This window comes from Streptomyces sp. NPDC059851 (assembly GCF_042732005.1).
In the GTDB taxonomy this organism is placed as follows: Bacteria; Actinomycetota; Actinomycetes; order Streptomycetales; family Streptomycetaceae; genus Streptomyces.
The window spans coordinates 1-20,470 of sequence record NZ_JBHWJJ010000031.1 but is presented as its reverse complement, the minus strand read 5'-3'; the positions used below and the strand labels follow the sequence as shown (position 1 = coordinate 20,470).

The 20,470-nt window shown below is 67.3% G+C and carries 33 protein-coding genes; all 33 read right to left on the bottom strand.

All coding sequences use genetic code 11. The features are described from left to right. Positions 1-27: 27 nt before the first annotated feature. Complete coding sequence (locus ACFV7Q_RS13795; protein ID WP_385427950.1) at positions 28-1,665, bottom strand: ABC-F family ATP-binding cassette domain-containing protein; 1,638 nt, start codon at positions 1,663-1,665, stop codon at positions 28-30. Between the two features lie 62 nt (positions 1,666-1,727). Continuing rightward, positions 1,728-2,579 carry a tRNA pseudouridine(38-40) synthase TruA gene (gene truA / locus ACFV7Q_RS13790; protein WP_385427948.1) on the bottom strand — a complete coding sequence of 284 codons (852 nt, stop codon included), beginning with the start codon at positions 2,577-2,579 and terminating at the stop codon, positions 1,728-1,730. Positions 2,580-2,686: 107 nt separating this feature from the next. Beyond that, positions 2,687-3,157, bottom strand: coding sequence for a 50S ribosomal protein L17 (gene rplQ / locus ACFV7Q_RS13785; protein ID WP_385427945.1), 471 nt, complete (start codon positions 3,155-3,157; stop codon positions 2,687-2,689). A 105-nt stretch (positions 3,158-3,262) separates the two neighbouring features. Further along, the gene (locus tag ACFV7Q_RS13780) at positions 3,263-4,285 is read right to left on the bottom strand and encodes a DNA-directed RNA polymerase subunit alpha (RefSeq protein WP_003956430.1); all 1,023 of its coding nucleotides are present in this window, start codon (positions 4,283-4,285) and stop codon (positions 3,263-3,265) included. A gap of 151 nt (positions 4,286-4,436) precedes the next feature. Beyond that, the gene (gene rpsK / locus ACFV7Q_RS13775; RefSeq protein ID WP_003956432.1) at positions 4,437-4,841 is read right to left on the bottom strand and encodes a 30S ribosomal protein S11; all 405 of its coding nucleotides are present in this window, start codon (positions 4,839-4,841) and stop codon (positions 4,437-4,439) included. Between the two features lie 54 nt (positions 4,842-4,895). Then, entirely contained in the window at positions 4,896-5,276 is a 381-nt protein-coding gene (gene rpsM / locus ACFV7Q_RS13770; protein WP_179173322.1) for a 30S ribosomal protein S13, read from the bottom strand. Positions 5,277-5,472: 196 nt separating this feature from the next. Further along, positions 5,473-5,586: a 50S ribosomal protein L36 gene (gene rpmJ, locus ACFV7Q_RS13765; RefSeq protein WP_003956441.1), complete on the bottom strand. Its 114-nt coding sequence runs from the start codon at positions 5,584-5,586 to the stop codon at positions 5,473-5,475. A 73-nt stretch (positions 5,587-5,659) separates the two neighbouring features. Beyond that, positions 5,660-5,881 (bottom strand): translation initiation factor IF-1, encoded by a 222-nt coding sequence (gene infA / locus ACFV7Q_RS13760; RefSeq protein ID WP_003956442.1) that lies wholly within the window; start codon positions 5,879-5,881, stop codon positions 5,660-5,662. A gap of 128 nt (positions 5,882-6,009) precedes the next feature. Beyond that, positions 6,010-6,846 carry a type I methionyl aminopeptidase gene (gene map / locus ACFV7Q_RS13755; RefSeq protein ID WP_385427942.1) on the bottom strand — a complete coding sequence of 279 codons (837 nt, stop codon included), beginning with the start codon at positions 6,844-6,846 and terminating at the stop codon, positions 6,010-6,012. 90 nt (positions 6,847-6,936) lie between these two features. Next, positions 6,937-7,584, bottom strand: a complete 648-nt coding sequence (locus ACFV7Q_RS13750; RefSeq protein WP_385427940.1) for an adenylate kinase — start codon at positions 7,582-7,584, stop codon at positions 6,937-6,939. Continuing rightward, positions 7,584-8,897 carry a preprotein translocase subunit SecY gene (gene secY / locus ACFV7Q_RS13745; protein WP_385427937.1) on the bottom strand — a complete coding sequence of 438 codons (1,314 nt, stop codon included), beginning with the start codon at positions 8,895-8,897 and terminating at the stop codon, positions 7,584-7,586. The genes ACFV7Q_RS13750 and secY overlap by 1 nt, the downstream gene beginning before the upstream one ends. Positions 8,898-9,083: 186 nt before the next feature. Beyond that, a complete protein-coding gene (gene rplO / locus ACFV7Q_RS13740; RefSeq protein WP_385427934.1) occupies positions 9,084-9,539 on the bottom strand; it encodes a 50S ribosomal protein L15 in 456 nt (151 codons plus the stop codon). 2 nt (positions 9,540-9,541) lie between these two features. Continuing rightward, on the bottom strand, positions 9,542-9,724 hold the full coding sequence (gene rpmD, locus ACFV7Q_RS13735) for a 50S ribosomal protein L30 (protein WP_005313525.1): 183 nt from the start codon (positions 9,722-9,724) through the stop codon (positions 9,542-9,544). After that, on the bottom strand, positions 9,724-10,326 hold the full coding sequence (rpsE, locus tag ACFV7Q_RS13730; RefSeq protein WP_179173317.1) for a 30S ribosomal protein S5: 603 nt from the start codon (positions 10,324-10,326) through the stop codon (positions 9,724-9,726). Before rpsE ends, rpmD begins: the two co-directional genes overlap by 1 nt. A 45-nt stretch (positions 10,327-10,371) precedes the next feature. Beyond that, positions 10,372-10,755, bottom strand: a complete 384-nt coding sequence (gene rplR / locus ACFV7Q_RS13725; RefSeq protein ID WP_114053745.1) for a 50S ribosomal protein L18 — start codon at positions 10,753-10,755, stop codon at positions 10,372-10,374. 4 nt (positions 10,756-10,759) lie between these two features. Then, the gene (rplF, locus tag ACFV7Q_RS13720; protein WP_385427931.1) at positions 10,760-11,299 is read right to left on the bottom strand and encodes a 50S ribosomal protein L6; all 540 of its coding nucleotides are present in this window, start codon (positions 11,297-11,299) and stop codon (positions 10,760-10,762) included. A gap of 20 nt (positions 11,300-11,319) precedes the next feature. Beyond that, positions 11,320-11,718 (bottom strand): 30S ribosomal protein S8, encoded by a 399-nt coding sequence (rpsH, locus tag ACFV7Q_RS13715; protein WP_042812335.1) that lies wholly within the window; start codon positions 11,716-11,718, stop codon positions 11,320-11,322. A 220-nt stretch (positions 11,719-11,938) separates the two neighbouring features. Then, the gene (locus ACFV7Q_RS13710) at positions 11,939-12,124 is read right to left on the bottom strand and encodes a type Z 30S ribosomal protein S14 (protein WP_003956452.1); all 186 of its coding nucleotides are present in this window, start codon (positions 12,122-12,124) and stop codon (positions 11,939-11,941) included. A gap of 5 nt (positions 12,125-12,129) precedes the next feature. Next, positions 12,130-12,681, bottom strand: a complete 552-nt coding sequence (gene rplE, locus ACFV7Q_RS13705; protein ID WP_179173315.1) for a 50S ribosomal protein L5 — start codon at positions 12,679-12,681, stop codon at positions 12,130-12,132. Further along, positions 12,681-12,992: a 50S ribosomal protein L24 gene (gene rplX, locus ACFV7Q_RS13700; protein WP_385427927.1), complete on the bottom strand. Its 312-nt coding sequence runs from the start codon at positions 12,990-12,992 to the stop codon at positions 12,681-12,683. Before rplX ends, rplE begins: the two co-directional genes overlap by 1 nt. 2 nt (positions 12,993-12,994) lie before the next feature. After that, positions 12,995-13,363, bottom strand: coding sequence for a 50S ribosomal protein L14 (gene rplN, locus ACFV7Q_RS13695; protein ID WP_003956455.1), 369 nt, complete (start codon positions 13,361-13,363; stop codon positions 12,995-12,997). 102 nt (positions 13,364-13,465) lie between these two features. Further along, the gene (rpsQ, locus tag ACFV7Q_RS13690; protein WP_079429300.1) at positions 13,466-13,747 is read right to left on the bottom strand and encodes a 30S ribosomal protein S17; all 282 of its coding nucleotides are present in this window, start codon (positions 13,745-13,747) and stop codon (positions 13,466-13,468) included. Further along, complete coding sequence (rpmC, locus tag ACFV7Q_RS13685; RefSeq protein WP_125540842.1) at positions 13,747-13,971, bottom strand: 50S ribosomal protein L29; 225 nt, start codon at positions 13,969-13,971, stop codon at positions 13,747-13,749. Before rpmC ends, rpsQ begins: the two co-directional genes overlap by 1 nt. Further along, positions 13,971-14,390 carry a 50S ribosomal protein L16 gene (rplP, locus tag ACFV7Q_RS13680; protein WP_179173313.1) on the bottom strand — a complete coding sequence of 140 codons (420 nt, stop codon included), beginning with the start codon at positions 14,388-14,390 and terminating at the stop codon, positions 13,971-13,973. The genes rpmC and rplP overlap by 1 nt, the downstream gene beginning before the upstream one ends. A gap of 5 nt (positions 14,391-14,395) precedes the next feature. Beyond that, a complete protein-coding gene (rpsC, locus tag ACFV7Q_RS13675) occupies positions 14,396-15,235 on the bottom strand; it encodes a 30S ribosomal protein S3 (RefSeq protein ID WP_179173312.1) in 840 nt (279 codons plus the stop codon). Next, positions 15,235-15,582 (bottom strand): 50S ribosomal protein L22, encoded by a 348-nt coding sequence (gene rplV / locus ACFV7Q_RS13670; protein WP_385428049.1) that lies wholly within the window; start codon positions 15,580-15,582, stop codon positions 15,235-15,237. The genes rpsC and rplV overlap by 1 nt, the downstream gene beginning before the upstream one ends. Positions 15,583-15,627: 45 nt before the next feature. Beyond that, positions 15,628-15,909, bottom strand: coding sequence for a 30S ribosomal protein S19 (rpsS, locus tag ACFV7Q_RS13665; RefSeq protein WP_114053738.1), 282 nt, complete (start codon positions 15,907-15,909; stop codon positions 15,628-15,630). Between the two features lie 12 nt (positions 15,910-15,921). Continuing rightward, positions 15,922-16,758 carry a 50S ribosomal protein L2 gene (gene rplB / locus ACFV7Q_RS13660; protein ID WP_114053737.1) on the bottom strand — a complete coding sequence of 279 codons (837 nt, stop codon included), beginning with the start codon at positions 16,756-16,758 and terminating at the stop codon, positions 15,922-15,924. A 39-nt stretch (positions 16,759-16,797) separates the two neighbouring features. Further along, positions 16,798-17,121, bottom strand: a complete 324-nt coding sequence (gene rplW, locus ACFV7Q_RS13655; protein WP_385427922.1) for a 50S ribosomal protein L23 — start codon at positions 17,119-17,121, stop codon at positions 16,798-16,800. Next, positions 17,121-17,771, bottom strand: a complete 651-nt coding sequence (gene rplD / locus ACFV7Q_RS13650) for a 50S ribosomal protein L4 (protein WP_125540845.1) — start codon at positions 17,769-17,771, stop codon at positions 17,121-17,123. The genes rplW and rplD overlap by 1 nt, the downstream gene beginning before the upstream one ends. Positions 17,772-17,776: 5 nt before the next feature. Continuing rightward, positions 17,777-18,421, bottom strand: a complete 645-nt coding sequence (gene rplC, locus ACFV7Q_RS13645; protein ID WP_361090689.1) for a 50S ribosomal protein L3 — start codon at positions 18,419-18,421, stop codon at positions 17,777-17,779. A 14-nt stretch (positions 18,422-18,435) separates the two neighbouring features. Beyond that, positions 18,436-18,744, bottom strand: a complete 309-nt coding sequence (gene rpsJ / locus ACFV7Q_RS13640; protein WP_003948644.1) for a 30S ribosomal protein S10 — start codon at positions 18,742-18,744, stop codon at positions 18,436-18,438. 454 nt (positions 18,745-19,198) lie between these two features. Further along, positions 19,199-20,368 carry a hypothetical protein gene (locus ACFV7Q_RS13635; protein WP_385427919.1) on the bottom strand — a complete coding sequence of 390 codons (1,170 nt, stop codon included), beginning with the start codon at positions 20,366-20,368 and terminating at the stop codon, positions 19,199-19,201. Between the last annotated feature and the right edge of the window lie 102 nt (positions 20,369-20,470).

Sequence of the window (20,470 nt, the reverse complement as noted above, 5' to 3'; positions counted from 1 at the left end):
ATCGACCCGCCCGGGGGCGGGCTCCCCCTAGCGTTCCCGCTCGACCCTACGTTCGTCCCAGACGGGTTCCCGAGTCTCCCGCACAACACCGTCTGAACCGAAGACCAGGAAACGGTCAAATGTACGCGCGAACCAGCGGTCGTGCGTGACGCACAGCACCGTGCCCTCGTACGCCTCCAGGCCGTCCTGCAGCGCCTCCGCGGACTCCAGGTCCAGGTTGTCCGTCGGCTCGTCCAGCAGCAGCGCCGTGGTGCCCGCCAGCTCCAGCAGCAGGATCTGGAAGCGGGCCTGCTGGCCGCCCGACAGCTTCTCGAACGGCTGGTCGCCCTGGCGCTCCAGCTCGTAGCGGCGCAGCACCGACATGGCCCCGCCGCGGTCCTTCGCGTGCTCCGTCCACAGGATGTCGACGAGCGACCGGCCGAACAGTTCGGGGTGCGCGTGCGTCTGCGCGAAGTGGCCGGGCACCACGCGGGCGCCGAGCTTCCACTCCCCCGTGTGGGCGACCGGGTTCTCCGCGTCCCCGGCCAGCAGCCGCAGGAAGTGCGACTTGCCCGAGCCGTTCGACCCGAGCACCGCGACCCGCTCGCCGTAGAAGACCTCCAGGTCGAAGGGCTTCATCAAGCCGGTCAGCTCCAGGTCCTTGCAGGTCAGGGCCCGGACTCCGGTGCGCCCGCCCTTCAGCCGCATCCGGATCTCCTGCTCCCGCGGCGGCTCCGGCGGCGGGCCGGCCTCCTCGAACTTCCGCAGCCGCGTCTGGGCCGCCGCGTACCGCGAGGCCATCTCGTGGCTGACCGCGGCCGCCTGCCGAAGGGTGACCACCAGCTTCTTCAGCTGGGCGTGCTTCTCCTCCCAGCGTCGCTTGAGCTCCTCGAAGCGGGCGAAGCGCTCCTTGCGGGCCTCGTGGAAGGTGTCGAAGCCGCCCCCGTGCACCCACACGTCCGAGCCGTCGATCCCGGGCTCGACCGCGATGATCTTCTGGGCGGCGCGGGAGAGCAGCTCCCGGTCGTGCGAGATGAACAGCACCGTCTTGCGGGTGGCCCGCAGCTGGTCCTCCAGCCACCGCTTGCCGGGGACGTCGAGGTAGTTGTCCGGCTCGTCGAGGAGCAGCACCTCGTCCGGCCCGCGCAGCAGCGCCTCCAGGACCAGCCGCTTCTGCTCACCGCCCGAGAGCGTGCGCACCTCGCGGAACTGTGCCTTGTCGTAGGGGACGCCCAGCGCGGCCGTGGTGCACACGTCCCACAGCGTCTCCGCCTCGTACCCCTGGACGTCCGCCCAGTCGCTGAGGGCCTGCGCGTACGCCATCTGCGCGGCCTCGTCGTCGACCGTCATGATCAGGTGTTCGGCCCGGTCCACGGCCTTCGCGGCCTCCCGGATCCGCGGGTGCGCGACCGAGACCAGCAGGTCGCGGACGGTGGTCTCGTCCCGGACCGAGCCGATGAACTGCGACATCACCCCGAGGCCGCCGCTGACCGTGACGGAGCCGCCGTGCGGCTGGAGCTCGCCGGACAGCAGGCGCAGCAGGGTGGTCTTGCCGGCCCCGTTCGCCCCCACCAGGGCGACCACCGACCCCTCCCCCACCCGGAAGGAGACGTCGGGGAGCAGTACCCGCCCGTCGGGAAGGTAGTACTCCAGGTGGCCGGCTTCGAGATGTCCCATGCGGGGCATTGTCCCGGCCCCGGGAGCGTCCTCCCAAACGGATTACCGGCGGCAGCGGCGGCCGGCTGCCGTCAGCAGCAGCCGGCGCCCGGCAGCGTCCGCACGTTCCGGGCCTCCTTGCTGCGCGCGGCCAGCAGCTCGTCCGCCGGGTAGCCGACCTCCTCCAGGGTCAGTCCGTGCGGCTTGACGACGTGCACCGAGGAGTCCCGTACGGCGGCCCGCAGCACCTTGCCGGGCCAGTCCGTCGCGCGGTGCCCGTCCCCGACGTGCAGCAGGGCGCCGACCAGCGAGCGGACCATGTTGTGGCAGAAGGCGTCGGCGCGGACGGTCGCGGTGACGATCCCGTCCCCGCCCCGCTCCCAGCTCAGCTGCTGGAGGGTGCGGATGGTGGTGGCGCCCTCGCGCTTGCGGCAGTACGCGGCGAAGTCGTGCTCGCCGAGCAGCTCGGCGGCGGCCTCGTTCATGGCGGCCACGTCCAGCGGCCACGGGTGCCACAGCACGTGGTTCCGCAGCAGCGGGTCCACGCCGGCGGGGTGGTCGCCCACCCGGTAGGCGTAGCGGCGCCAGACGGCGGAGAACCGGGCGTTGAAGCCCGCCGGGGCCTCGGCCACCTTCCAGACCCGTACGTCGTGCGGCAGCTTGCCCGCCAGGCGGCGCAGCAGCTTGTCGCCGTGCTCCGCCCACACCTCCCCGTCCAGGTCGAACTGGGCGACCTGCCCGCGGGCGTGCACGCCCGCGTCGGTCCGCCCGGCCACGGTCAGCTCGACCGGGTAGGGCAGCCGCATCACGGTCCGCAGGGCGGACTCCAGCTCGCCCTGGACGGTCCGCAGCGTGCGCTGCTTCGCCCAGCCGGAGAAGTCCGTGCCGTCGTACGACAGGTCCAGCCTGACCCGGACGTGCCCGGGCTTCACCTCGTCACTCACGTGACAGATCCTCTCAAGCGCATGCTGTTCACCCCCATGCAGAACGGGCCCGCCCCGGGAAGGGCGGGCCCGTTCAGAGCCGATCAGGCAGGCACGATCCCGAAGGATCAGGCCTCCTTGGTCTCCTCGACCTCGGCGGGGGCCTCGGCCTTGGCCTCGGCCTCCTTGACCGCACGCTTGGTGGCGGCCTCGGCCTCACCGGTGGCCTGCTGGGCCACGGTCAGGGCCTCGACGAGCTCGATGACCGCCATCGGGGCGTTGTCGCCGCGACGGTTGCCGATCTTGGTGATGCGCGTGTAACCACCGGGGCGGTTCTCGAAGCGCGGGGCGATCTCGGTGAAGAGCGTGTGGACGATGCTCTTGTCCGTGATCGTCTGGAGAACCAGGCGACGGTTGTGGATGTCGCCCTTCTTCGCCTTGGTGATCAGACGCTCGGCGACCGGACGCAGGCGGCGGGCCTTGGCCTCGGTCGTCGTGATGCGGCCGTGCTCGAACAGCGACTTCGCGAGGTTCGCGAGGAGAAGCTTCTCGTGCGCGGCGCTGCCGCCCAGACGGGCTCCCTTGGCGGGACGCGGCATGGTGTTACTCCTTCGTATCTGCACCGGCCGTGTCAGGTACCGGTGTCAGTTCCCCCGGGGCGGACGCCCCGGGGAAGTCATTGCATGGGTACTGCGGGGTACTGCTCAGTACTGCTCGGTCTCCACGAAACCGGCGTCCGCGTCGTCGTCGGCACCGAAGGCGTCGGCGGCGGCGGTCGGGTCGAATCCGGGCGGGCTGTCCTTGAGGGCCAGGCCCATGCCGGCCAGCTTCGCCTTGACCTCGTCGATCGACTTCGCACCGAAGTTGCGGATGTCGAGCAGGTCGGCCTCGGAGCGGGCGACGAGCTCGCCCACGGAGTGGATGCCCTCGCGCTTGAGGCAGTTGTAGGAGCGGACCGTGAGCTCCAGCTCCTCGATCGGCAGCGCCAGGTCGGCGGCCAGGGCGGCGTCCGTAGGGGACGGGCCCATGTCGATGCCCTCGGCGTCGATGTTGAGCTCGCGGGCCAGACCGAACAGCTCGACCAGGGTCTTACCGGCGGACGCCATGGCGTCGCGCGGGCGCATGGCCTGCTTGGTCTCGACGTCGACGATCAGCTTGTCGAAGTCGGTGCGCTGCTCGACACGGGTCGCCTCGACCTTGTAGGTGACCTTGAGCACCGGGCTGTAGATGGAGTCGACCGGGATACGGCCGATCTCCTGGCCCACCTGCTTGTTCTGCACGGCGGAGACGTAGCCGCGACCGCGCTCGACGGTCAGCTCCATCTCCAGCTTGCCCTTGCCGTTCAGCGTGGCGAGGACCAGGTCCGGGTTGTGCACCTCGACACCGGCCGGCGGCGCGATGTCGGCAGCGGTGACCAGACCGGGACCCTGCTTGCGCAGGTACATCACGACCGGCTCGTCGTGCTCCGAGGAAACGACCAGCTGCTTGATGTTGAGGATGAGGTCGGTCACGTCCTCCTTGACGCCCGGCACGGTGGTGAACTCGTGCAGGACACCGTCGATGCGGATGCTGGTGACAGCGGCACCCGGGATCGAGGACAGGAGGGTACGGCGCAGGGAGTTGCCGAGGGTGTAGCCGAAGCCCGGCTCCAGCGGCTCGATCACGAACCGGGAGCGGTATTCGTCGACGACCTCTTCGGTCAGCGAAGGACGCTGAGCGATAAGCATGTCTTTTTTTCCTTCAGTCGTGGACGCCCACTATTTGACGCCCGACAAGCCGCCGCACCGCTGGCGCGGCGGTACTGCAAGGGTACGGGCGGCACGGCCCCCGAAGGGGTCGTACCGCCCGGACTCTCAAGGACGCACAGGCGTCGCTGCGTCAGACGCGGCGGCGCTTCGGCGGACGGCAGCCGTTGTGCGGGGTGGGGGTGACGTCCTGGATCGAGCCGACCTCGAGGCCGGTGGCCTGGAGGGAGCGGATCGCGGTCTCGCGGCCGGAGCCCGGACCCTTGACGAAGACGTCAACCTTGCGCATGCCGTGCTCCTGCGCGCGGCGGGCGGCCGACTCGGCGGCCATCTGCGCGGCGAAGGGGGTGGACTTGCGCGAGCCCTTGAAGCCGACGTGGCCGGCGGAGGCCCAGGAGATCACGTTGCCGGACGGGTCCGTGATCGAGACGATCGTGTTGTTGAACGTGCTCTTGATGTGCGCGTGGCCGTGAGCGACGTTCTTCTTTTCCTTGCGGCGCACCTTCTTGGCAGCGCCCTGACGACCCTTGGGGGGCATCTCTTACTCCTACGGGAGGTGGTCGGTCCTACAGCGCAAGACCGCTGAACAGGACTACTTCTTGCCCGGCTTCTTCTTGCCGGCGATCGCGCGACGCGGGCCCTTGCGGGTACGCGCGTTCGTGCTGGTGCGCTGACCGCGGACCGGCAGGCCACGGCGGTGACGCAGACCCTGGTAGCAGCCGATCTCCACCTTGCGGCGGATGTCGGCCTGGATCTCGCGGCGGAGGTCACCCTCGGTGCGGAGGTTGGCGTCCACGTACTCGCGGATCTTGACCAGGTCCTCCTCGGACAGGTCACGAACGCGGGTGTTCGGGTTCACGCCGGTCGAGGCGAGGATCTCCTTCGACCGGGTGCGCCCGATACCGAAGACGTAGGTGAGTGCGATCTCCACGCGCTTTTCGCGCGGGATGTCAACACCGGAAACGCGTGCCATTCAATGGCTCCTGTGTGTTCGGGGGTCTTCCGCAGAACCGCTCCCGACCGCCGACCGCCCGTGGGCGGTGGTACGTCCGGGTCCCCGGCCCCCGCCGGAGGTGCCGCCGACCCCCTGCGGGGCTGGGCGGGCTCTGCGTATGTACGTTTTCTTACGTCGCGCGAAGAACTGCGGAGTGCAGGTCGGTCGGCGTGCGTCAGCCCTGGCGCTGCTTGTGGCGCAGGTTGTCGCAGATGACCATGACCCGGCCGTGACGGCGGATCACCTTGCACTTGTCGCAGATCTTCTTGACGCTCGGCTTGACCTTCATGTTCTTAAGGTTCTCCGGGTCAGTGCCACCACCCGCACCGGGACGCGAGCCCAGGCAGGAGTGAGAGCAAGATCTACTTGTATCGGTAGACGATCCGGCCACGCGTCAGGTCGTACGGAGAGAGCTCCACGACGACCCGGTCATCGGGCAGGATGCGGATGTAGTGCATGCGCATCTTGCCGCTGATGTGCGCGAGGACCTTGTGACCGTTCTGGAGCTCCACCTTGAACATGGCGTTCGGGAGGGACTCGATCACGGTGCCCTCGATCTCGATGGCACCTTGCTTCTTGGCCACGCTTCGCCTTTCGAATCGGCTACCTTGATCGGCCCACGGACATGGGAATGCACGTAAGCCGACGAGTCAGTCTACGTCAGGGCACCCAGAAAGACGAATCCGGAAAGTTTGCCCATGAGTCTAGATCATTAACCGAGGGGGTCCGGAGCCGTGGTGACCCCGTACTCCGCCAGCTTCGCCTTGCCGCAGTCCGGGCTGGTCAGGACGATGGGGCCGTCCTCCGTCAGGGCGACGGAGTGCTCCCAGTGCGAGGACCAGGAGCTGTCCGTGGTGACCACCGTCCAGTCGTCCGCCAGTACCTCCGTTCGGGCGGTACCGAGGGAGACCATCGGCTCGATCGCCAGGCAGACGCCCGGGACCAGCTTGATGCCCTTGCCCCGCTTGCGCGAGACGTAGTTCAGCAGGTGCGGGTCCATGTGCATCTCGGAGCCGATGCCGTGGCCGCCGTAGTCCTCGATGATCCCGTACTTGCCGGTCGAGGGCCGGGGCTGGCGGCGGATGTAGCCCTCGATCGCCTTCGAGATGTCCACGAGGCGGTTGCCGTTCCGCATCGCGGCGATACCGGCCCACATCGACTCCTCGGTCACCCGGGAGAGCTCGATCAGCTCCGGAGCGTGCCCGGTGCCCACGAAGGCGGTGAAGGCCGCGTCCCCGTGCCAACCGTCGACGATCGCGCCGGCGTCGATCGAGATGACGTCGCCGTCCTTCAGGACCGTCTTGTCGTCCGGGATGCCGTGGACGACGACCTCGTTGACGGAGGTGCAGATGGTCGCGGGGAACCCGCCGTAGCCCAGGAAGTTCGACTTGGCCCCGGCCTCGGCGATCACCTTGCGCGCGACCATGTCCAGATCCCGCGTCGTGGCGCCCGGAACGGCCGCCTCACGGGTCGCCGCGTGGATCGCGGCGACGACCAGCCCTGCCTCGCGCATCTTCGCGATCTGCTCGGGGGTCTTGATCTGGACCATGAACGTGCCTTCCACCTTTTGAACCGGGTCTTCTCAACAGTACGGCCGCGGTGTCCCGGGGACACCGCGGCCGTACGCACAGCAGGGGTACTACTTCTTCAGGGCGTCCATCGCGCGCTGCGTGACTTCCTCGACCTTGCCGAGCGCGGGGATCGTCACGAGCAGGCCCTGGGCCTTGTAGTAGTCGATGATCGGCTCGGTCTGCGTGTGGTAGACCTCCAGCCGGGTCCGGACCGTGGCCTCGGAGTCGTCGTCGCGCTGGTACAGCTCGCCGCCGCACTTGTCGCAGACGCCCTCGGTCTCCGGGGCGCTGTACTCGACGTGGAACACGTGCGCGGAGTCGTTGCGGCAGATCCGGCGGCCGGCGATGCGCTTGACGACCTCGTCCTCCTCGACCTCCAGGTCGAGGACGGCGTCGAGCTTCATGCCGGAGGTCTGCAGCATCTCGTCCAGGGCCTCGGCCTGCGACACGTTGCGCGGGAAGCCGTCCAGCAGGAAGCCGTTCACGGCGTCCGGCTGCTCCATGCGGTCCTTGGCCATGCCGACGGTGATCTCGTCCGGGACGAGCTTGCCGGCGTCCATGAACTCCTTCGCGCGGCGACCCAGCTCGGTGTTCTTGCTGATGTTGGCCCGGAACAGGTCGCCCGTGGAGATGTGCGGGATCGACAGGTTCTTTGCAAGGAACGCGGCCTGCGTTCCCTTGCCCGCACCGGGCGGTCCGACGAGGACGATACGCATCAGCGGAGGAACCCTTCGTAATTGCGCTGCTGGAGCTGGCTCTCGATCTGCTTCACGGTTTCCAGACCCACACCCACGATGATCAGGATGCTCGTCCCGCCGAACGGGAAGTTCTGGTTCGCTCCGAAGCCGGCCAACGCCATCGTCGGCACTAGAGCGATCAGACCCAGGTACAGCGACCCCGGCCAGGTGATCCGGTTGAGCACGTAGCTCAGGTACTCGGCGGTGGGTCGACCGGCGCGGATACCCGGGATGAACCCACCATACTTCTTCATGTTGTCTGCAACTTCCTCGGGGTTGAACGAAATCGCCACGTAGAAGAACGCGAAGAAGACGATCAGGAGGAAGTAGGTCGCGATGTAGTACGGGTGGTCGCCCTTGACGAAGTGCTTTTGGATCCAGATCGCCCAGTCTGCGGTGGATCCGCTGAACTGGACGATCAGCGCCGGGATGTACAGCAGCGACGAGGCGAAGATGACCGGAATCACACCGGCCTGGTTCACCTTGAGCGGGATGTAGGTCGAGGTGCCGCCGTACGCGCGGCGGCCGATCATGCGCTTCGCGTACTGCACCGGGATGCGGCGCTGGGCCTGCTCCACGAAGACCACCAGCGCGACCATCGCCAGGCCGACGAGGATCACGACGCCGAACTCGACCCAACCGTCGGCGATCTTGCCCTGGAGCTTGATCTGCCACAGCGCGCCGATGAAGCCGGCGGCGATCGAGATGAACATCAGGATCGACATGCCGTTGCCGATGCCGCGGTCGGTGATCAGCTCACCGAGCCACATGACGACACAGGTACCGGCGGTCATCGTGACGACCATGGTGATGGTGGTGAAGATCGACCGGTCCGGAACGATCTGGCTCGCGACCGGGCAGCCCTGGAACAGCGCGCCCGTGCGGGCGGTGGCGACGAGACCCGTGCCCTGGAGGATGGCGAGCGCGACCGTCAGGTAGCGCGTGTACTGCGTGATCTTCGCCGTGCCGGACTGGCCCTCCTTCTTGAGGGTCTCCAGCTTCGGGATGACCACGGTCAGCAGCTGCAGGATGATGCTCGCCGTGATGTACGGCATGATCCCGAGCGCGAAGATCGTGATCTGGAGCAGCGCGCCGCCGCTGAACATGTTGACGAGACCGAAGAGGCTGTTGCTGCTTCCGGCCTGGTCGACACAGATCTGGACGTTCTTGTAGTTCACGCCGGGTACCGGGACGTGGGACCCGAGGCGGAACAGCACGATGATGCCGAGCGTGAAGAGCAGCTTCTTGCGCAGGTCGGGCGTCTTGAACGCCCGGGCGAACGCGGTGAGCACGGTGCCTCCTGCGACCCCCGCGCTACTGCGTCAGAGGTGACGGTCTGAGGTTCGACGAATACGTACAAGCAAAGGTGCAGGCCACCTTACCGGCGACTGCGCCCCCCGTGGAACGACCAACCGGGGATGCCCCATATGTGAGGCATCCCCGGTCGGGTTTTCAGCTATCTGTCACGTGGGTTCGTCTTAGACGAGCTCGGTGACGGAGCCGCCGGCGGCGGCAATCTTCTCCTTGGCGGAGGCGGAAACGGCGTCAACCGAAACCTGCAGCGCCACGGAGATCTCGCCCTGGCCCAGGACCTTGACGAGCTGGTTCTTGCGAACGGCACCCTTGGCGACCAGGTCGGCCACCGTGACCTCGCCACCCTGCGGGTAGAGCGCGGCCAGCTTGTCCAGGTTCACGACCTGGAACTCGGTGCGGAACGGGTTCTTGAAGCCCTTCAGCTTCGGCAGGCGCATGTGGAGGGGCATCTGCCCACCCTCGAAGCGCTGCGGAACCTGGTAACGAGCCTTCGTACCCTTGGTACCACGACCGGCCGTCTTACCCTTCGACGCCTCACCACGACCAACACGGGTCTTGGCGGTCTTGGCGCCGGGGGCGGGACGGAGGTTGTGGGCCTTCAGCGGGCTGGTCTCAGCCATGATTAGTCAACCTCCTCAACCGTCACGAGGTGGCGGACGGTGTGCACCATGCCGCGGAACTCGGGGCGGTCCTCCTTGACGACCACGTCGTTCAGGCGCTTGAGCCCGAGCGAACGAAGGGTGTCGCGGTGGTTCTGCTTGCTGCCGATGTACGACTTCGTCTGCGTGATCTTGAGGCGAGCCATCACACACCCGCCCCTGCACGCGCACGGAGCAGAGCCGCGGGAGCGACGTCCTCGAGCGGCAGACCGCGGCGGGCCGCGATCTCCTCGGGACGCTGCAGGCCCTTGAGGGCCTCCACGGTCGCGTGCACGATGTTGATCGCGTTGTCGGAGCCGAGCGACTTCGACAGGATGTCGTGAACGCCGGCGCACTCCAGAACGGCGCGCACCGGGCCACCGGCGATAACACCGGTACCGGGGGAAGCAGGCTTCAGCAGGACGACGCCCGCAGCCTTCTCGCCCTGAACCGGGTGCGGGATGGTGCCCTGGATGCGGGGGACGCGGAAGAAGTTCTTCTTCGCCTCCTCGACACCCTTGGCGATGGCCGCGGGAACTTCCTTGGCCTTGCCGTAACCGACACCCACGGTGCCGTCACCGTCGCCCACCACGACCAGCGCGGTGAAGCTGAAGCGACGACCACCCTTCACAACCTTGGCGACACGGTTGATCGCGACGACGCGCTCAACGTAGGCGGTCTTCTCGGCGGCAGCGCCACCGTCGCGACCCTTCCGGTCCCGCCGCTCGCCGCCACCGGCACCGCTGCCGCGGCGCTGGGGTCCAGCCATTGGATTACCTCTCTCTGTTACGTCCGTTAGTCCCGGAACCGGGGCTTAGAACTTCAGCCCGGCTTCGCGGGCGGCGTCAGCCAGAGCGGCAATGCGCCCGGCGTACCTGTTGCCACCGCGGTCGAACACGACGGCCTCGACACCGGCGGCCTTGGCGCGCTCGGCGACCAGGAGACCGACCTGCTTGGCCTGCGCGGACTTGTCACCCTCGCCACCGCGGACCGACGCGTCCAGGTGCGACGCCGACGCAAGGGTGTGACCCTTGAGGTCGTCGATGACCTGGGCGGTGATACCGCGGTTCGAGCGGGTCACGACGAGGCGCGGACGCTCCGCCGTACCCGAGATGCTCTTGCGGATGCGGATGTGGCGGCGCGCCTTCGCAGCGCGCTTGTAAGCGTCGCCCTTGGCGATCTTCACACCGTATGCCATGGCTTTACTTACCAGCCTTTCCGACCTTGCGGCGGATGACCTCGCCCGCGTACTTGACGCCCTTGGCCTTGTACGGGTCGGGCTTCCGCAGCTTGCGGATGTTGGCGGCGACCTCGCCGACCTTCTGCTTGTCGATGCCCTCGACCGAGAACTTGGTCGGCGACTCGACCTTGAAGGAGATGCCCTCGGGGGCCTCCACCAGGATCGGGTGGCTGTAGCCGAGCTGGAACTCCAGAGCGGAGCCCTTCGCGGCCACGCGGTAACCGACACCGCTGATCTCGAGCGCCTTGGTGTATCCCTGGGTCACACCGGTGATCATGTTGGCCACCAGCGTGCGGGACAGGCCGTGGAGGGCCTTGTTCTGACGCTCGTCGTTCGGACGGGTGACGTTCAGAACGCCGTCCTCGCCCTTAACGATCTCGATGGGGGCGGCAACGGTGTGGGAGAGGAGACCCTTGGGGCCCTTCACCGCGATCGTGCGGCCATCGATGGTGACGTCCACGCCGGCGGGAACCGGGATGGGGAGCTTGCCGATACGAGACATAGCTTTTCCTCCGTTCCCGACTACCAGACGTAGGCGAGGACTTCCCCACCCACGCCCTTCTTCTGCGCCTGCTGGCCGGTCAGGAGACCGTGGGACGTGGAGATGATCGCCACGCCCAGGCCACCGAGGACCTTCGGCAGGTTGGTGGACTTCGCGTAAACACGCAGACCCGGCTTCGAGATTCGCTTGATGCCGGCGATCGAGCGCTCGCGGTTCGGACCGAACTTCAGCTCGAGGACGAGGTTCTTGCCGACCTCGGCGTCCTCGACCTTCCAGCCGGTGATGAAACCCTCCTGCTTGAGGATTTCCGCGATGTGCGACTTGATCTTGCTGTGCGGCATCACGACGGAGTCGTGGTACGCCGAGTTAGCGTTCCGCAGACGCGTGAGCATGTCTGCGATCGGGTCAGTCATGGTCATGAATTGGCCTTCGGCCTCTCTCGCCGGGGTTTCCTGTATGCGCCATCCCTCTCCCCGTACTGAGACGGGACGGGTGCGGTGCGGGGACCTACGGCGTAGTAAGTCGTGCGGGCGGCGGACGCCCAACCCCACTAGCCTACGGCATGGGGGAGGGGCCTCCGCCGACCCAGATGCTTACCGAGAGTTACCGGCAATCCCAACTGTCCAGGGACAGAAGGGTTTACCAGGAGCTCTTGGTCACGCCCGGCAGCTCGCCACGGTGAGCCATCTCACGGAGGCACACGCGGCACAGGCCGAACTTGCGGTACACGGAGTGCGGGCGGCCGCAGCGCTGGCAGCGGGTGTACGCACGCACACCGAACTTGGGCTTACGAGCAGCCTTGGCAATCAGAGCCTTCTTCGCCATCTCGCTTACGCCTCCTTGAACGGGAAGCCGAGGTGACGGAGGAGCGCGCGGCCCTCAGCGTCGTTGGTCGCCGTGGTCACCACGGTGATGTCCATACCCCGGACGCGGTCGATCTTGTCCTGGTCGATCTCGTGGAACATGACCTGCTCCGTGAGACCGAAGGTGTAGTTGCCACGGCCGTCGAACTGCTTCGGGGACAGGCCGCGGAAGTCGCGGATGCGCGGCAGCGCGAGCGACAGGGTGCGGTCCAGGAACTCCCACATGCGGTCGCCACGGAGGGTGACGTGGGCACCGATCGGCTGACCCTCACGCAGCTTGAACTGCGCGATGGACTTGCGGGCCTTGGTGACGGCCGGCTTCTGACCGGTGATCGTGGTGAGGTCGCGGATGGCGCCGTCGATCAGCTTCGAGTCACGGGCGGCGTCGCCGACACCCATGTTCACGACGATCTTGACGAGGCCGGGGATCTGCATGACGTTCTCGTACGAGAACTCCTCACGCAGCTTGCCCGCGATCTCCTCGCGGTACTTCGTCTTCAGACGCGGAGTGGTAGCCATCAGATGTCCTCACCCGTGCGCTTGGCAACGCGGATCTTGTTGCCCTCGTCGTCGAAGCGGTAACCGACGCGGGTGACGACCTTCTTGCCGTCCTTCTCCACGACCAGCTGGACGTTCGAAACGTGGACGGGGGCCTCGGTGATCACGATGCCGCCGGCCTGGTTCGGACCAGCCTTGGTGTGCTTCTTGACCCGGTTGACACCCTCGACCAGGACGCGGTTCTCGCTGGGGAAGGCCGCGACGACCTTGCCCTGCTTGCCCTTGTCCTTACCGGTGATGACCTGGACCAGGTCGCCCTTCTTGATCTTCATGCTTACAGCACCTCCGGCGCGAGCGAGATGATCTTCATGAACTTCTTCTCGCGCAGCTCACGGCCGACCGGGCCGAAGATGCGGGTGCCGCGAGGGTCGCCGTCGTTCTTCAGAATGACGGCGGCGTTCTCGTCGAAGCGGATGTACGAGCCGTCCTGGCGGCGGCGCTCCTTGACGGTGCGAACGATGACCGCCTTGACGACGTCACCCTTCTTCACGTTGCCACCGGGGATCGCGTCCTTGACGGTGGCGACGATGACGTCACCGATGCCCGCGTAGCGGCGACCCGAGCCACCGAGAACACGGATGCAAAGGATCTCCTTGGCACCAGTGTTGTCGGCGACGCGAAGTCGCGACTCCTGCTGGATCACGTCTATCTCCTGTTTGTCTGCCGGTTCCCGGCCGGGGCGCCCTCAAGCGGACGGCCCCGGCCGAGCCTGGCGGAACGAACCTGAAGGAAACCCTTCAGGTGATTACTTGGCCTTCTCGAGGATCTCGACGATGCGCCAGCGCTTGCTCGCCGACAGCGGACGCGTCTCCATGATCAGGACACGGTCGCCGACACCGGCAGCGTTCTGCTCGTCGTGGGCCTTGAGCTTGTTCGTACGGCGGATGACCTTGCCGTACAGGGCGTGCTTGACGCGGTCCTCAACGGCGACGACGACGGTCTTGTCCATCTTGTCGCTGACGACCAGACCCTCACGGGTCTTGCGGAAGCCGCGCTCGGTCTTCTCAGTCACGTTCTTCTCGCTCATCAGGCGTTCTCCACCGTCTCGATGCCGAGCTCACGCTCGTGCATCAGGGTGTAGATCCGGGCGATGTCCTTGCGGACGGCCTTGAGCCGGCCGTTGTTCTCGAGCTGTCCGGTCGCCGCCTGGAAGCGGAGCTTGAACAGCTCTTCCTTGGCCTCGCGCAGCTTGGCAACGAGCTCCTCGTTGCCAAGCTCGCGCAGCTCCGACGCCTTGGTACCGGCCGCCATCACGACTCACCTGCCTCGCGCTTGACGATCCGGCACTTCATCGGCAGCTTGTGGGCCGCACGAGTGAGAGCCTCACGCGCAATCTTCTCGTTCGGGTAGGACAGCTCGAACATGACCCGGCCCGGGTGCACGTTCGCGATCCACCACTCGGGGGAACCCTTACCGGAACCCATGCGGGTCTCGGCGGGCTTCTTCGTGAGCGGACGGTCCGGGTAGATGTTGATCCAGACCTTGCCGCCACGCTTGATGTGACGGGTCATCGCGATACGAGCGGACTCGATCTGACGGTTCGTCACGTACGCCGGGGTGAGCGCCTGGATGCCGTACTCGCCGAACGCCACCTCGGTACCACCCTTGGAAACGCCTCCGCGCTTGGGGTGGTGCTGCTTGCGGTGCTTGACCCTACGGGGGATCAGCATGTCGGTCAGGCCTCCGTTCCGGTGCTCTCAGCCGGAGCGGCGGCAGCGGCGTCGGCCTTGGGGGCCTCGGCAGCGGCAGCCTGCTGCGGCTTGCGGCCACCACGGCCGCCGCGCTCGCCACCGCGGCCACCACGGCCGGCGGGACGGTCGCCAGCGCCGGCACCACGGGCCGGGCGGTTACCCGCGCGGGCCGCAGCGTTCTCGGCGCGAACCTCGGCGATGTTCTTGACGTCGCCCTTGTAGATCCAGACCTTCACGCCGATGCGGCCGAAGGTGGTCTTGGCCTCGAAGAAGCCGTAGTCCACGTTCGCGCGGAGCGTGTGCAGCGGCACACGACCCTCGCGGTAGAACTCGGACCGGGACATCTCGGCGCCGCCGAGACGGCCACCACACTGGATCTTGATGCCCTTGGCGCCGGCCTTCATGGTGCCCTGCATGCTCTTGCGCATGGCACGGCGGAAGGAGACGCGGGAGGAGAGCTGCTCGGCCACGGCCTGGGCAACCAGCTGAGCGTCGAGCTCGGGGTTCTTGACCTCGAGGATGTTCAGCTGGACCTGCTTGCCGGTGAGCTTCTCGAGGTCGCCGCGGATGCGGTCGGCCTCGGCGCCGCGGCGGCCGATGACGATGCCCGGACGAGCGGTGTGGATGTCCACACGCACGCGGTCACGGGTGCGCTCGATCTCGACCTTGGAGATGCCGGCGCGCTCCATGCCGGACGTCATCATCCGACGGATGGCGACGTCTTCCTTGACGTAGTCCTTGTACAGCTTGTCGGCGTACCAGCGCGACTTGAAGTCGGTGGTGATGCCGAGCCGGAACCCGTGCGGGTTTACCTTCTGGCCCATTACCGGGTTCCTTCCTTGCTGCTGACGACCACGGTGATGTGGCTGGTCCGCTTGCGGATCCGGTAGGCACGGCCCTGGGCGCGCGGACGGAACCGCTTCAGGGTCGGACCTTCGTCAACGAACGCCTCGCTGATGAAGAGCGAGGAGGCGTCCGTGTGGTTGTAGTTGTGCGCGGCGTTGGCGATGGCGCTGTCAAGCACCTTGCCCACCGGCACAGTCGCGGCCTGCGGAGCGAAACGCAGGACCGCCTGGGCCTCCGTGGCATCCATGCCACGGATGAGGTCCACCACACGGCGGGCCTTCATGGGCGTGACACGGATGTACCGCGCCTGAGCCCTGGCTTCCATGGTTGTCCCTTCGGTGTAAGTCATTGGTCGTTCACACCCCGCTGATTAGCGGCGCTTCGACTTCCGGTCTTCCTTGACGTGGCCGCGGAAGGTGCGAGTCGGCGAGAACTCGCCGAGCTTGTGGCCGACCATGGACTCGGTGACGAACACCGGGACATGGGTCTTGCCGTTGTGCACCGCGATCGTGTGACCCAGCATGCTGGGGATGATCATCGAGCGACGGGACCAGGTCTTGATGACGTTCTTGGTACCGGCTTCGTTCTGGGCGTCCACCTTCTTCAGGAGGTGGCCGTCAACGAAGGGTCCCTTCTTGAGACTGCGCGGCATCTAAACCCGCTCCTAGCGCTTCTTGTTCGTCTTGCGGCGGCGGACGATGTACTTGTTCGAAGCCTTCTTCGGCGAACGAGTACGACCCTCCTTCTGACCCCACGGGCTGACCGGGTGGCGACCACCGGAGGTCTTGCCCTCACCACCACCGTGCGGGTGGTCAACCGGGTTCATCGCGACACCGCGGACGGTCGGGCGAACGCCCTTCCAGCGCATGCGGCCGGCCTTGCCCCAGTTGATGTTCGACTGCTCGGCGTTGCCGACCTCGCCGACGGTGGCGCGGCAGCGCGCGTCGACGAGACGGATCTCACCGGACGGCATACGAAGGTGGGCCATGGTGCCCTCCTTCGCCAGCAGCTGCACGGAGGCACCCGCGGAGCGGGCGAACTTCGCACCGCCGCCGGGACGCAGCTCGATGGCGTGGATGGTCGTACCGACCGGGATGTTGCGGAGCGCCAGGTTGTTGCCGGGCTTGATGTCGGCCGTCGGGCCGTTCTCAATCCGGTCACCCTGCTGCAGACCGCGCGGCGCGATGATGTAGCGCTTCTCGCCGTCGGCGTAGTGCAGCAGCGCGATGCGCGCGGTGCGGTTGGGGTCGTACTCGATGTGCGCGACCTTGGCCGGCACGCCGTCCTTGTCGTGACGACGGAAGTCGATCACGCGGTAGGCGCGCTTGTGGCCACCGCCCTGGTGGCGAACGGTCACACGACCGGTGTTGTTACGGCCGCCCTTGCTGTGCAGGGGGCGGACCAGCGACTTCTCCGGCGTGGACCGCGTGATCTCGACAAAGTCGGCGACGCTGGAGCCACGACGGCCCGGGGTCGTCGGCTTGTACTTGCGGATACCCATTTCTCAGTCCTCGTCCGATTCCGGACGACTCAGACTCCGTTAGGAGGCCTGGCCGCCGAAGATGTCGATACGGTCGCCCTCAGCGAGGGTCACGATGGCGCGCTTCGTGTCAGCACGCTTGCCGAAACCGGTGCGGGTGCGCTTGCGCTTGCCCTGACGGTTGATCGTGTTGACCCCGGTGACCTTGACCGAGAAGACCGCCTCGACGGCCTGCTTGATCTGGGTCTTGTTGGCGCCGGGCGCGACGATGAACGTGTACTTGTTCTCGTCGAGCAGCGCGTAGCTCTTCTCCGAGACGACCGGCTTGATCAGCAGGTCGCGCGGGTCGGTGAAGGTCTTGCTGGTAACGGTCGCCTCGGACATCAGGCGTCGCTCCCTTCGGTCTCATCGGCCTTGGGGCCAGACACGAAGGACTCCAGCGCGGCCTGGGTGAAGACCACGTCGTCGGAGACGATCACGTCGTACGTGTTCAGCTGGCCCGGCTCCAGGATGTGCACCTGGGGCAGGTTGCGGGCGGACAGCCACGCGGCCTCGTCGGCACGCTCGACGACCAGGAGCAGGTTCTTGCGCTCCGTGATCTTGCCGAACAGCGTCTTGGCGGCCTTCGTGGAGACGGCACCCTCGACCACGCCGGTGACGACGTGGATGCGGGAGTGACGCGCACGGTCCGAGAGGGCACCGCGGAGGGCGGCGGCCTTCATCTTCTTCGGGGTCCGCTGCGAGTAGTCACGCGGCACGGGGCCGTGGACGACGCCACCGCCGGCGAACTGCGGAGCGCGGGTCGAACCCTGACGGGCGCGGCCGGTGCCCTTCTGGCGGTAAGGCTTCTTGCCACCACCACGGACTTCGCCACGGGTCTTGGTCTTGTGCGTACCCTGACGGGCCGCGGCCAGCTGCGCGACGACGACCTGGTGGATCAGCGGAACGCTGGTCTTCGCGTCGAAGATCTCCGCGGGGAGCTCGACGGTACCGGCCTTGTCGCCTGCCGGCGAAAGGATGTCAATGGTGCTCATTAACCTCAAGCCCCCTTGGCCGCGGTACGGACCAGGACGAGGCCGCCGTTCGGACCGGGGACCGCACCCTTGATGAGGAGCAGACCCTTCTCCGCGTCCACCGCGTGGATGGTCAGGTTCTGGGTGGTGACGCGCTCGTTGCCCATACGACCAGCCATGCGCACGCCCTTGAAGACGCGCCCAGGGGTGGCGCAGCCACCGATCGAACCGGGGGAGCGGTGCTTGCGCTGCACACCGTGACCGGCGCCGAGGCCCCGGAAGTTGTGGCGCTTCATGACACCGGCGAAGCCCTTGCCCTTGCTGTTGCCCGTGACGTCAACCTTGACGCCGGACTCGAACACGGCCGCGGTGATCTCCTGGCCGAGCGTGTACTCGCTGGCGTCGGAGGTGCGGAGCTCCACCAGGTGGCGGCGGGGGGTGACGTCGGCCTTGGCGAAGTGGCCCTTGAGGGGCTTGTTCACCTTGCGCGGGTCGATCTCGCCGAAGGCGATCTGGACCGACTCGTAGCCGTCGGTGTCGTTGGTACGGACCTGGGTGACGACGCAGGGACCGGCCTTGACGACGGTGACCGGGACGACACGGTTGTTCTCGTCCCAGACCTGGGTCATGCCGAGCTTCTCGCCCAGGACGCCCTTGATCTGCTTTGCCATCTTCTCGACGCCTCTCAGAGCTTGATCTCGATGTCAACGCCGGCCGGAAGGTCCAGGCGCATCAGCGAGTCAACGGTCTTGGGCGTCGGGTCGAGGATGTCGATCAGGCGCTTGTGCGTGCGCATCTCGAAGTGCTCGCGCGAGTCCTTGTACTTGTGCGGCGACTTGATGACGCAGTACACGTTCTTCTCAGTGGGCAGCGGCACCGGGCCCGCGACCGACGCACCAGTGCGGGTCACCGTCTCGACGATCTTCTTCGCCGAGGAGTCGATGACCTCGTGGTCGTAGGCCTTGAGCCGGATGCGGATCTTCTGTCCCGCCATGGCTACTCCGTAGTCCTGTCTCTTGTGGAAACGCTCTGGCTCCCGGCCGGCCGTGGATCCCTCCACCGCTTCTCTCCGACCCACGCGGTCGGGCGTGTCGCACTCCCTCTCAGAAAATTCCCATACGGAAATTCCCTTGTTCAGGGGGTGCGGTCCCTGGACCGCGTTTCGGGGGAGAAACACCCACCGAGCGCCTGGCAGGCACCGTGCTGACGCTTCCCGAAAGATTCCCGTACGTCCGCCCCATTGCTGCCCCGTGAGGCAGATAAAGGCGACGAGTACTGTGGGACTCGCTTCCGGTCCTCCCGGCGGGAGGCGCGCAGCATCGACACTCAGCCGAGCAACTTGAGTAGTCTGCCATACGAGGTGCGTACCTGGCCAATCGGGCCGAAGAGAATACCCCGCCACGTTGAGTGGTCAAACAGCGCCACGCGGCGGGGCTCCCGGGTCCGTCTCAGGACCGCGAAAGGGTCCCGCAACCCCCCTGCTGCCCGGTGTCCAGGCTGGTGCTGCGGTCGTACGGGTCCACGGGCGACCCGGAGGGCGTGGGCCCGGTAGGGGCGTCCTCGTCGAAGACGGGGTGCAGGAATCCGTCGTGGACGTCGCAGGCGCTGTTGGCGAGGTCACTGTTGTAGGCCTCTAGCCAGAGCTTGCCCGCTGTCGCCTCCCAGGTGCGCGGGTCCGCGACGGAGAAGGTGATCTCGCGCCGCACGATGGTGCGCTCGACCTGGGCGGCGCCCGGCTTCGCCTTCACGAAGGGGTAGACGAACGTGTAGTCGACGCGCACGCGGGCCTGGCCCGGGTCCTTGCCGGGCTCCGTCCACATGCGGCCGCGGACCTTGACCACGTCCCCCACGAGCTTCAGCTCGGCCGGATCGGCCCGGGTGAAGACGTCGAGCGGGTCGTTTCCCTTGGCCGGCGCCGTCAGCGACTGCTCAAGACGGGTGAGCGACTCCTTCAGCTTCGGGTCCAGCAGGGTCAGGGCCGCCGTCGGGCGCTCGCCCCGCAGGGTGGCCGGGTCCAGGTTGGCCGAGACCAGGAACTGCTTGGCCTTCGCCAGCGCGTCGGCGACCTGCTCCTTGCTCATCCCGCCGACGGCCTGGGCCTCCGGGACCTCGATCCCGGCCGCGCCGTCGGCCCACTGGGCGGCCGGGGAGCCCTTGAACGGCTCCTTGAGGGTGGGCTGGTCCGGGTGGCCCACGGAGGGCGCGGCAGTGGGGCGCGCGGTCTCGGCGGGGAGCGGCCGGCCGGCCCGTGCGTCCTGGGCCGCCTTGCCGGTGACGCGGTCGATGACCAGCTCCGGCCGCAGGGCGACCAGCGCGAGCGCGGCGATGGCGGCGACGCCCAGTGCGGCCTTCAGCCGCCGCTTGCCCTTCCCCCGACCCTCCATCTCCTGCCAGGCCGGCCCGGTCCGCCAGCCCGGCGGCTCGGCGGAAGCAGCCCTGCCCTTCTTCGCCGCCCTGGCACGCTGCTCGTCCTCGCGGCGCAGGCGCGCGGTCACCTCCCGGGCCCGGGCCGACGGCTCCGCGGGGGCCGCGCCGGTACCGGACTCGGCCTCCTGCACGAAGCGGGCCCACTCCTCGTCGGAGATGCCCGGTCCGTCGGTGTTGCTCTTGTCGCCCATGTACGTCCTTGCACAGAGCGGTGGGGGGGGCCCGCACGCGGCACCGGGCCCCCCCCCCCACGTGTTATTAAAAAAACTGGGGAAGGAAACCCGCTATGTAAC

Bases quoted from the DNA above. Each gene is read 5' to 3' on its own strand.
- rpsQ (WP_079429300.1), bottom strand. From the start codon at position 13,747: ATGAGCGAGAAGAACGTGACTGAGAAGACCGAGCGCGGCTTCCGCAAG.
- rpmD (WP_005313525.1), bottom strand. From the start codon at position 9,724: ATGGCTCGCCTCAAGATCACGCAGACGAAGTCGTACATCGGCAGCAAG.
- rplE (WP_179173315.1), bottom strand. From the start codon at position 12,681: ATGGCTACCACTCCGCGTCTGAAGACGAAGTACCGCGAGGAGATCGCG.
- rplD (WP_125540845.1), bottom strand. From the start codon at position 17,771: ATGAGCACCATTGACATCCTTTCGCCGGCAGGCGACAAGGCCGGTACC.
- rpsM (WP_179173322.1), bottom strand. From the start codon at position 5,276: ATGGCACGCGTTTCCGGTGTTGACATCCCGCGCGAAAAGCGCGTGGAG.
- rpmJ (WP_003956441.1), bottom strand. From the start codon at position 5,586: ATGAAGGTCAAGCCGAGCGTCAAGAAGATCTGCGACAAGTGCAAGGTG.
- rplP (WP_179173313.1), bottom strand. From the start codon at position 14,390: ATGCTGATCCCCCGTAGGGTCAAGCACCGCAAGCAGCACCACCCCAAG.
- rplX (WP_385427927.1), bottom strand. From the start codon at position 12,992: ATGAAGATCAAGAAGGGCGACCTGGTCCAGGTCATCACCGGTAAGGAC.
- map (WP_385427942.1), bottom strand. From the start codon at position 6,846: ATGGTCCAGATCAAGACCCCCGAGCAGATCGCGAAGATGCGCGAGGCA.
- rpmC (WP_125540842.1), bottom strand. From the start codon at position 13,971: ATGGCGGCCGGTACCAAGGCGTCGGAGCTGCGCGAGCTTGGCAACGAG.
- rplC (WP_361090689.1), bottom strand. From the start codon at position 18,421: ATGGCAAAGCAGATCAAGGGCGTCCTGGGCGAGAAGCTCGGCATGACC.
- rplF (WP_385427931.1), bottom strand. From the start codon at position 11,299: ATGTCTCGTATCGGCAAGCTCCCCATCCCGGTTCCCGCCGGCGTGGAC.
- rpsH (WP_042812335.1), bottom strand. From the start codon at position 11,718: ATGACCATGACTGACCCGATCGCAGACATGCTCACGCGTCTGCGGAAC.
- rplB (WP_114053737.1), bottom strand. From the start codon at position 16,758: ATGGGTATCCGCAAGTACAAGCCGACGACCCCGGGCCGTCGTGGCTCC.
- rplQ (WP_385427945.1), bottom strand. From the start codon at position 3,157: ATGCCGCGTCCCGCCAAGGGAGCCCGTCTGGGCGGCAGCGCCGCGCAC.
- ACFV7Q_RS13710 (WP_003956452.1), bottom strand. From the start codon at position 12,124: ATGGCGAAGAAGGCTCTGATTGCCAAGGCTGCTCGTAAGCCCAAGTTC.
- ACFV7Q_RS13780 (WP_003956430.1), bottom strand. From the start codon at position 4,285: ATGCTTATCGCTCAGCGTCCTTCGCTGACCGAAGAGGTCGTCGACGAA.
- ACFV7Q_RS13795 (WP_385427950.1), bottom strand. From the start codon at position 1,665: ATGCCCCGCATGGGACATCTCGAAGCCGGCCACCTGGAGTACTACCTT.
- ACFV7Q_RS13750 (WP_385427940.1), bottom strand. From the start codon at position 7,584: ATGCGTATCGTCCTCGTCGGACCGCCCGGTGCGGGCAAGGGAACGCAG.
- rplW (WP_385427922.1), bottom strand. From the start codon at position 17,121: ATGTCCGAGGCGACCGTTACCAGCAAGACCTTCACCGACCCGCGCGAC.
- rpsJ (WP_003948644.1), bottom strand. From the start codon at position 18,744: ATGGCGGGACAGAAGATCCGCATCCGGCTCAAGGCCTACGACCACGAG.
- rplO (WP_385427934.1), bottom strand. From the start codon at position 9,539: ATGGCTGAGACCAGCCCGCTGAAGGCCCACAACCTCCGTCCCGCCCCC.
- rplR (WP_114053745.1), bottom strand. From the start codon at position 10,755: ATGGCATACGGTGTGAAGATCGCCAAGGGCGACGCTTACAAGCGCGCT.
- rplV (WP_385428049.1), bottom strand. From the start codon at position 15,582: ATGGAAGCCAGGGCTCAGGCGCGGTACATCCGTGTCACGCCCATGAAG.
- rpsS (WP_114053738.1), bottom strand. From the start codon at position 15,909: ATGCCGCGCAGTCTCAAGAAGGGACCCTTCGTTGACGGCCACCTCCTG.
- rpsC (WP_179173312.1), bottom strand. From the start codon at position 15,235: ATGGGCCAGAAGGTAAACCCGCACGGGTTCCGGCTCGGCATCACCACC.
- rpsK (WP_003956432.1), bottom strand. From the start codon at position 4,841: ATGCCCCCCAAGGGTCGTCAGGGCGCTGCCAAGAAGGTGCGCCGCAAG.
- rpsE (WP_179173317.1), bottom strand. From the start codon at position 10,326: ATGGCTGGACCCCAGCGCCGCGGCAGCGGTGCCGGTGGCGGCGAGCGG.
- ACFV7Q_RS13635 (WP_385427919.1), bottom strand. From the start codon at position 20,368: ATGGGCGACAAGAGCAACACCGACGGACCGGGCATCTCCGACGAGGAG.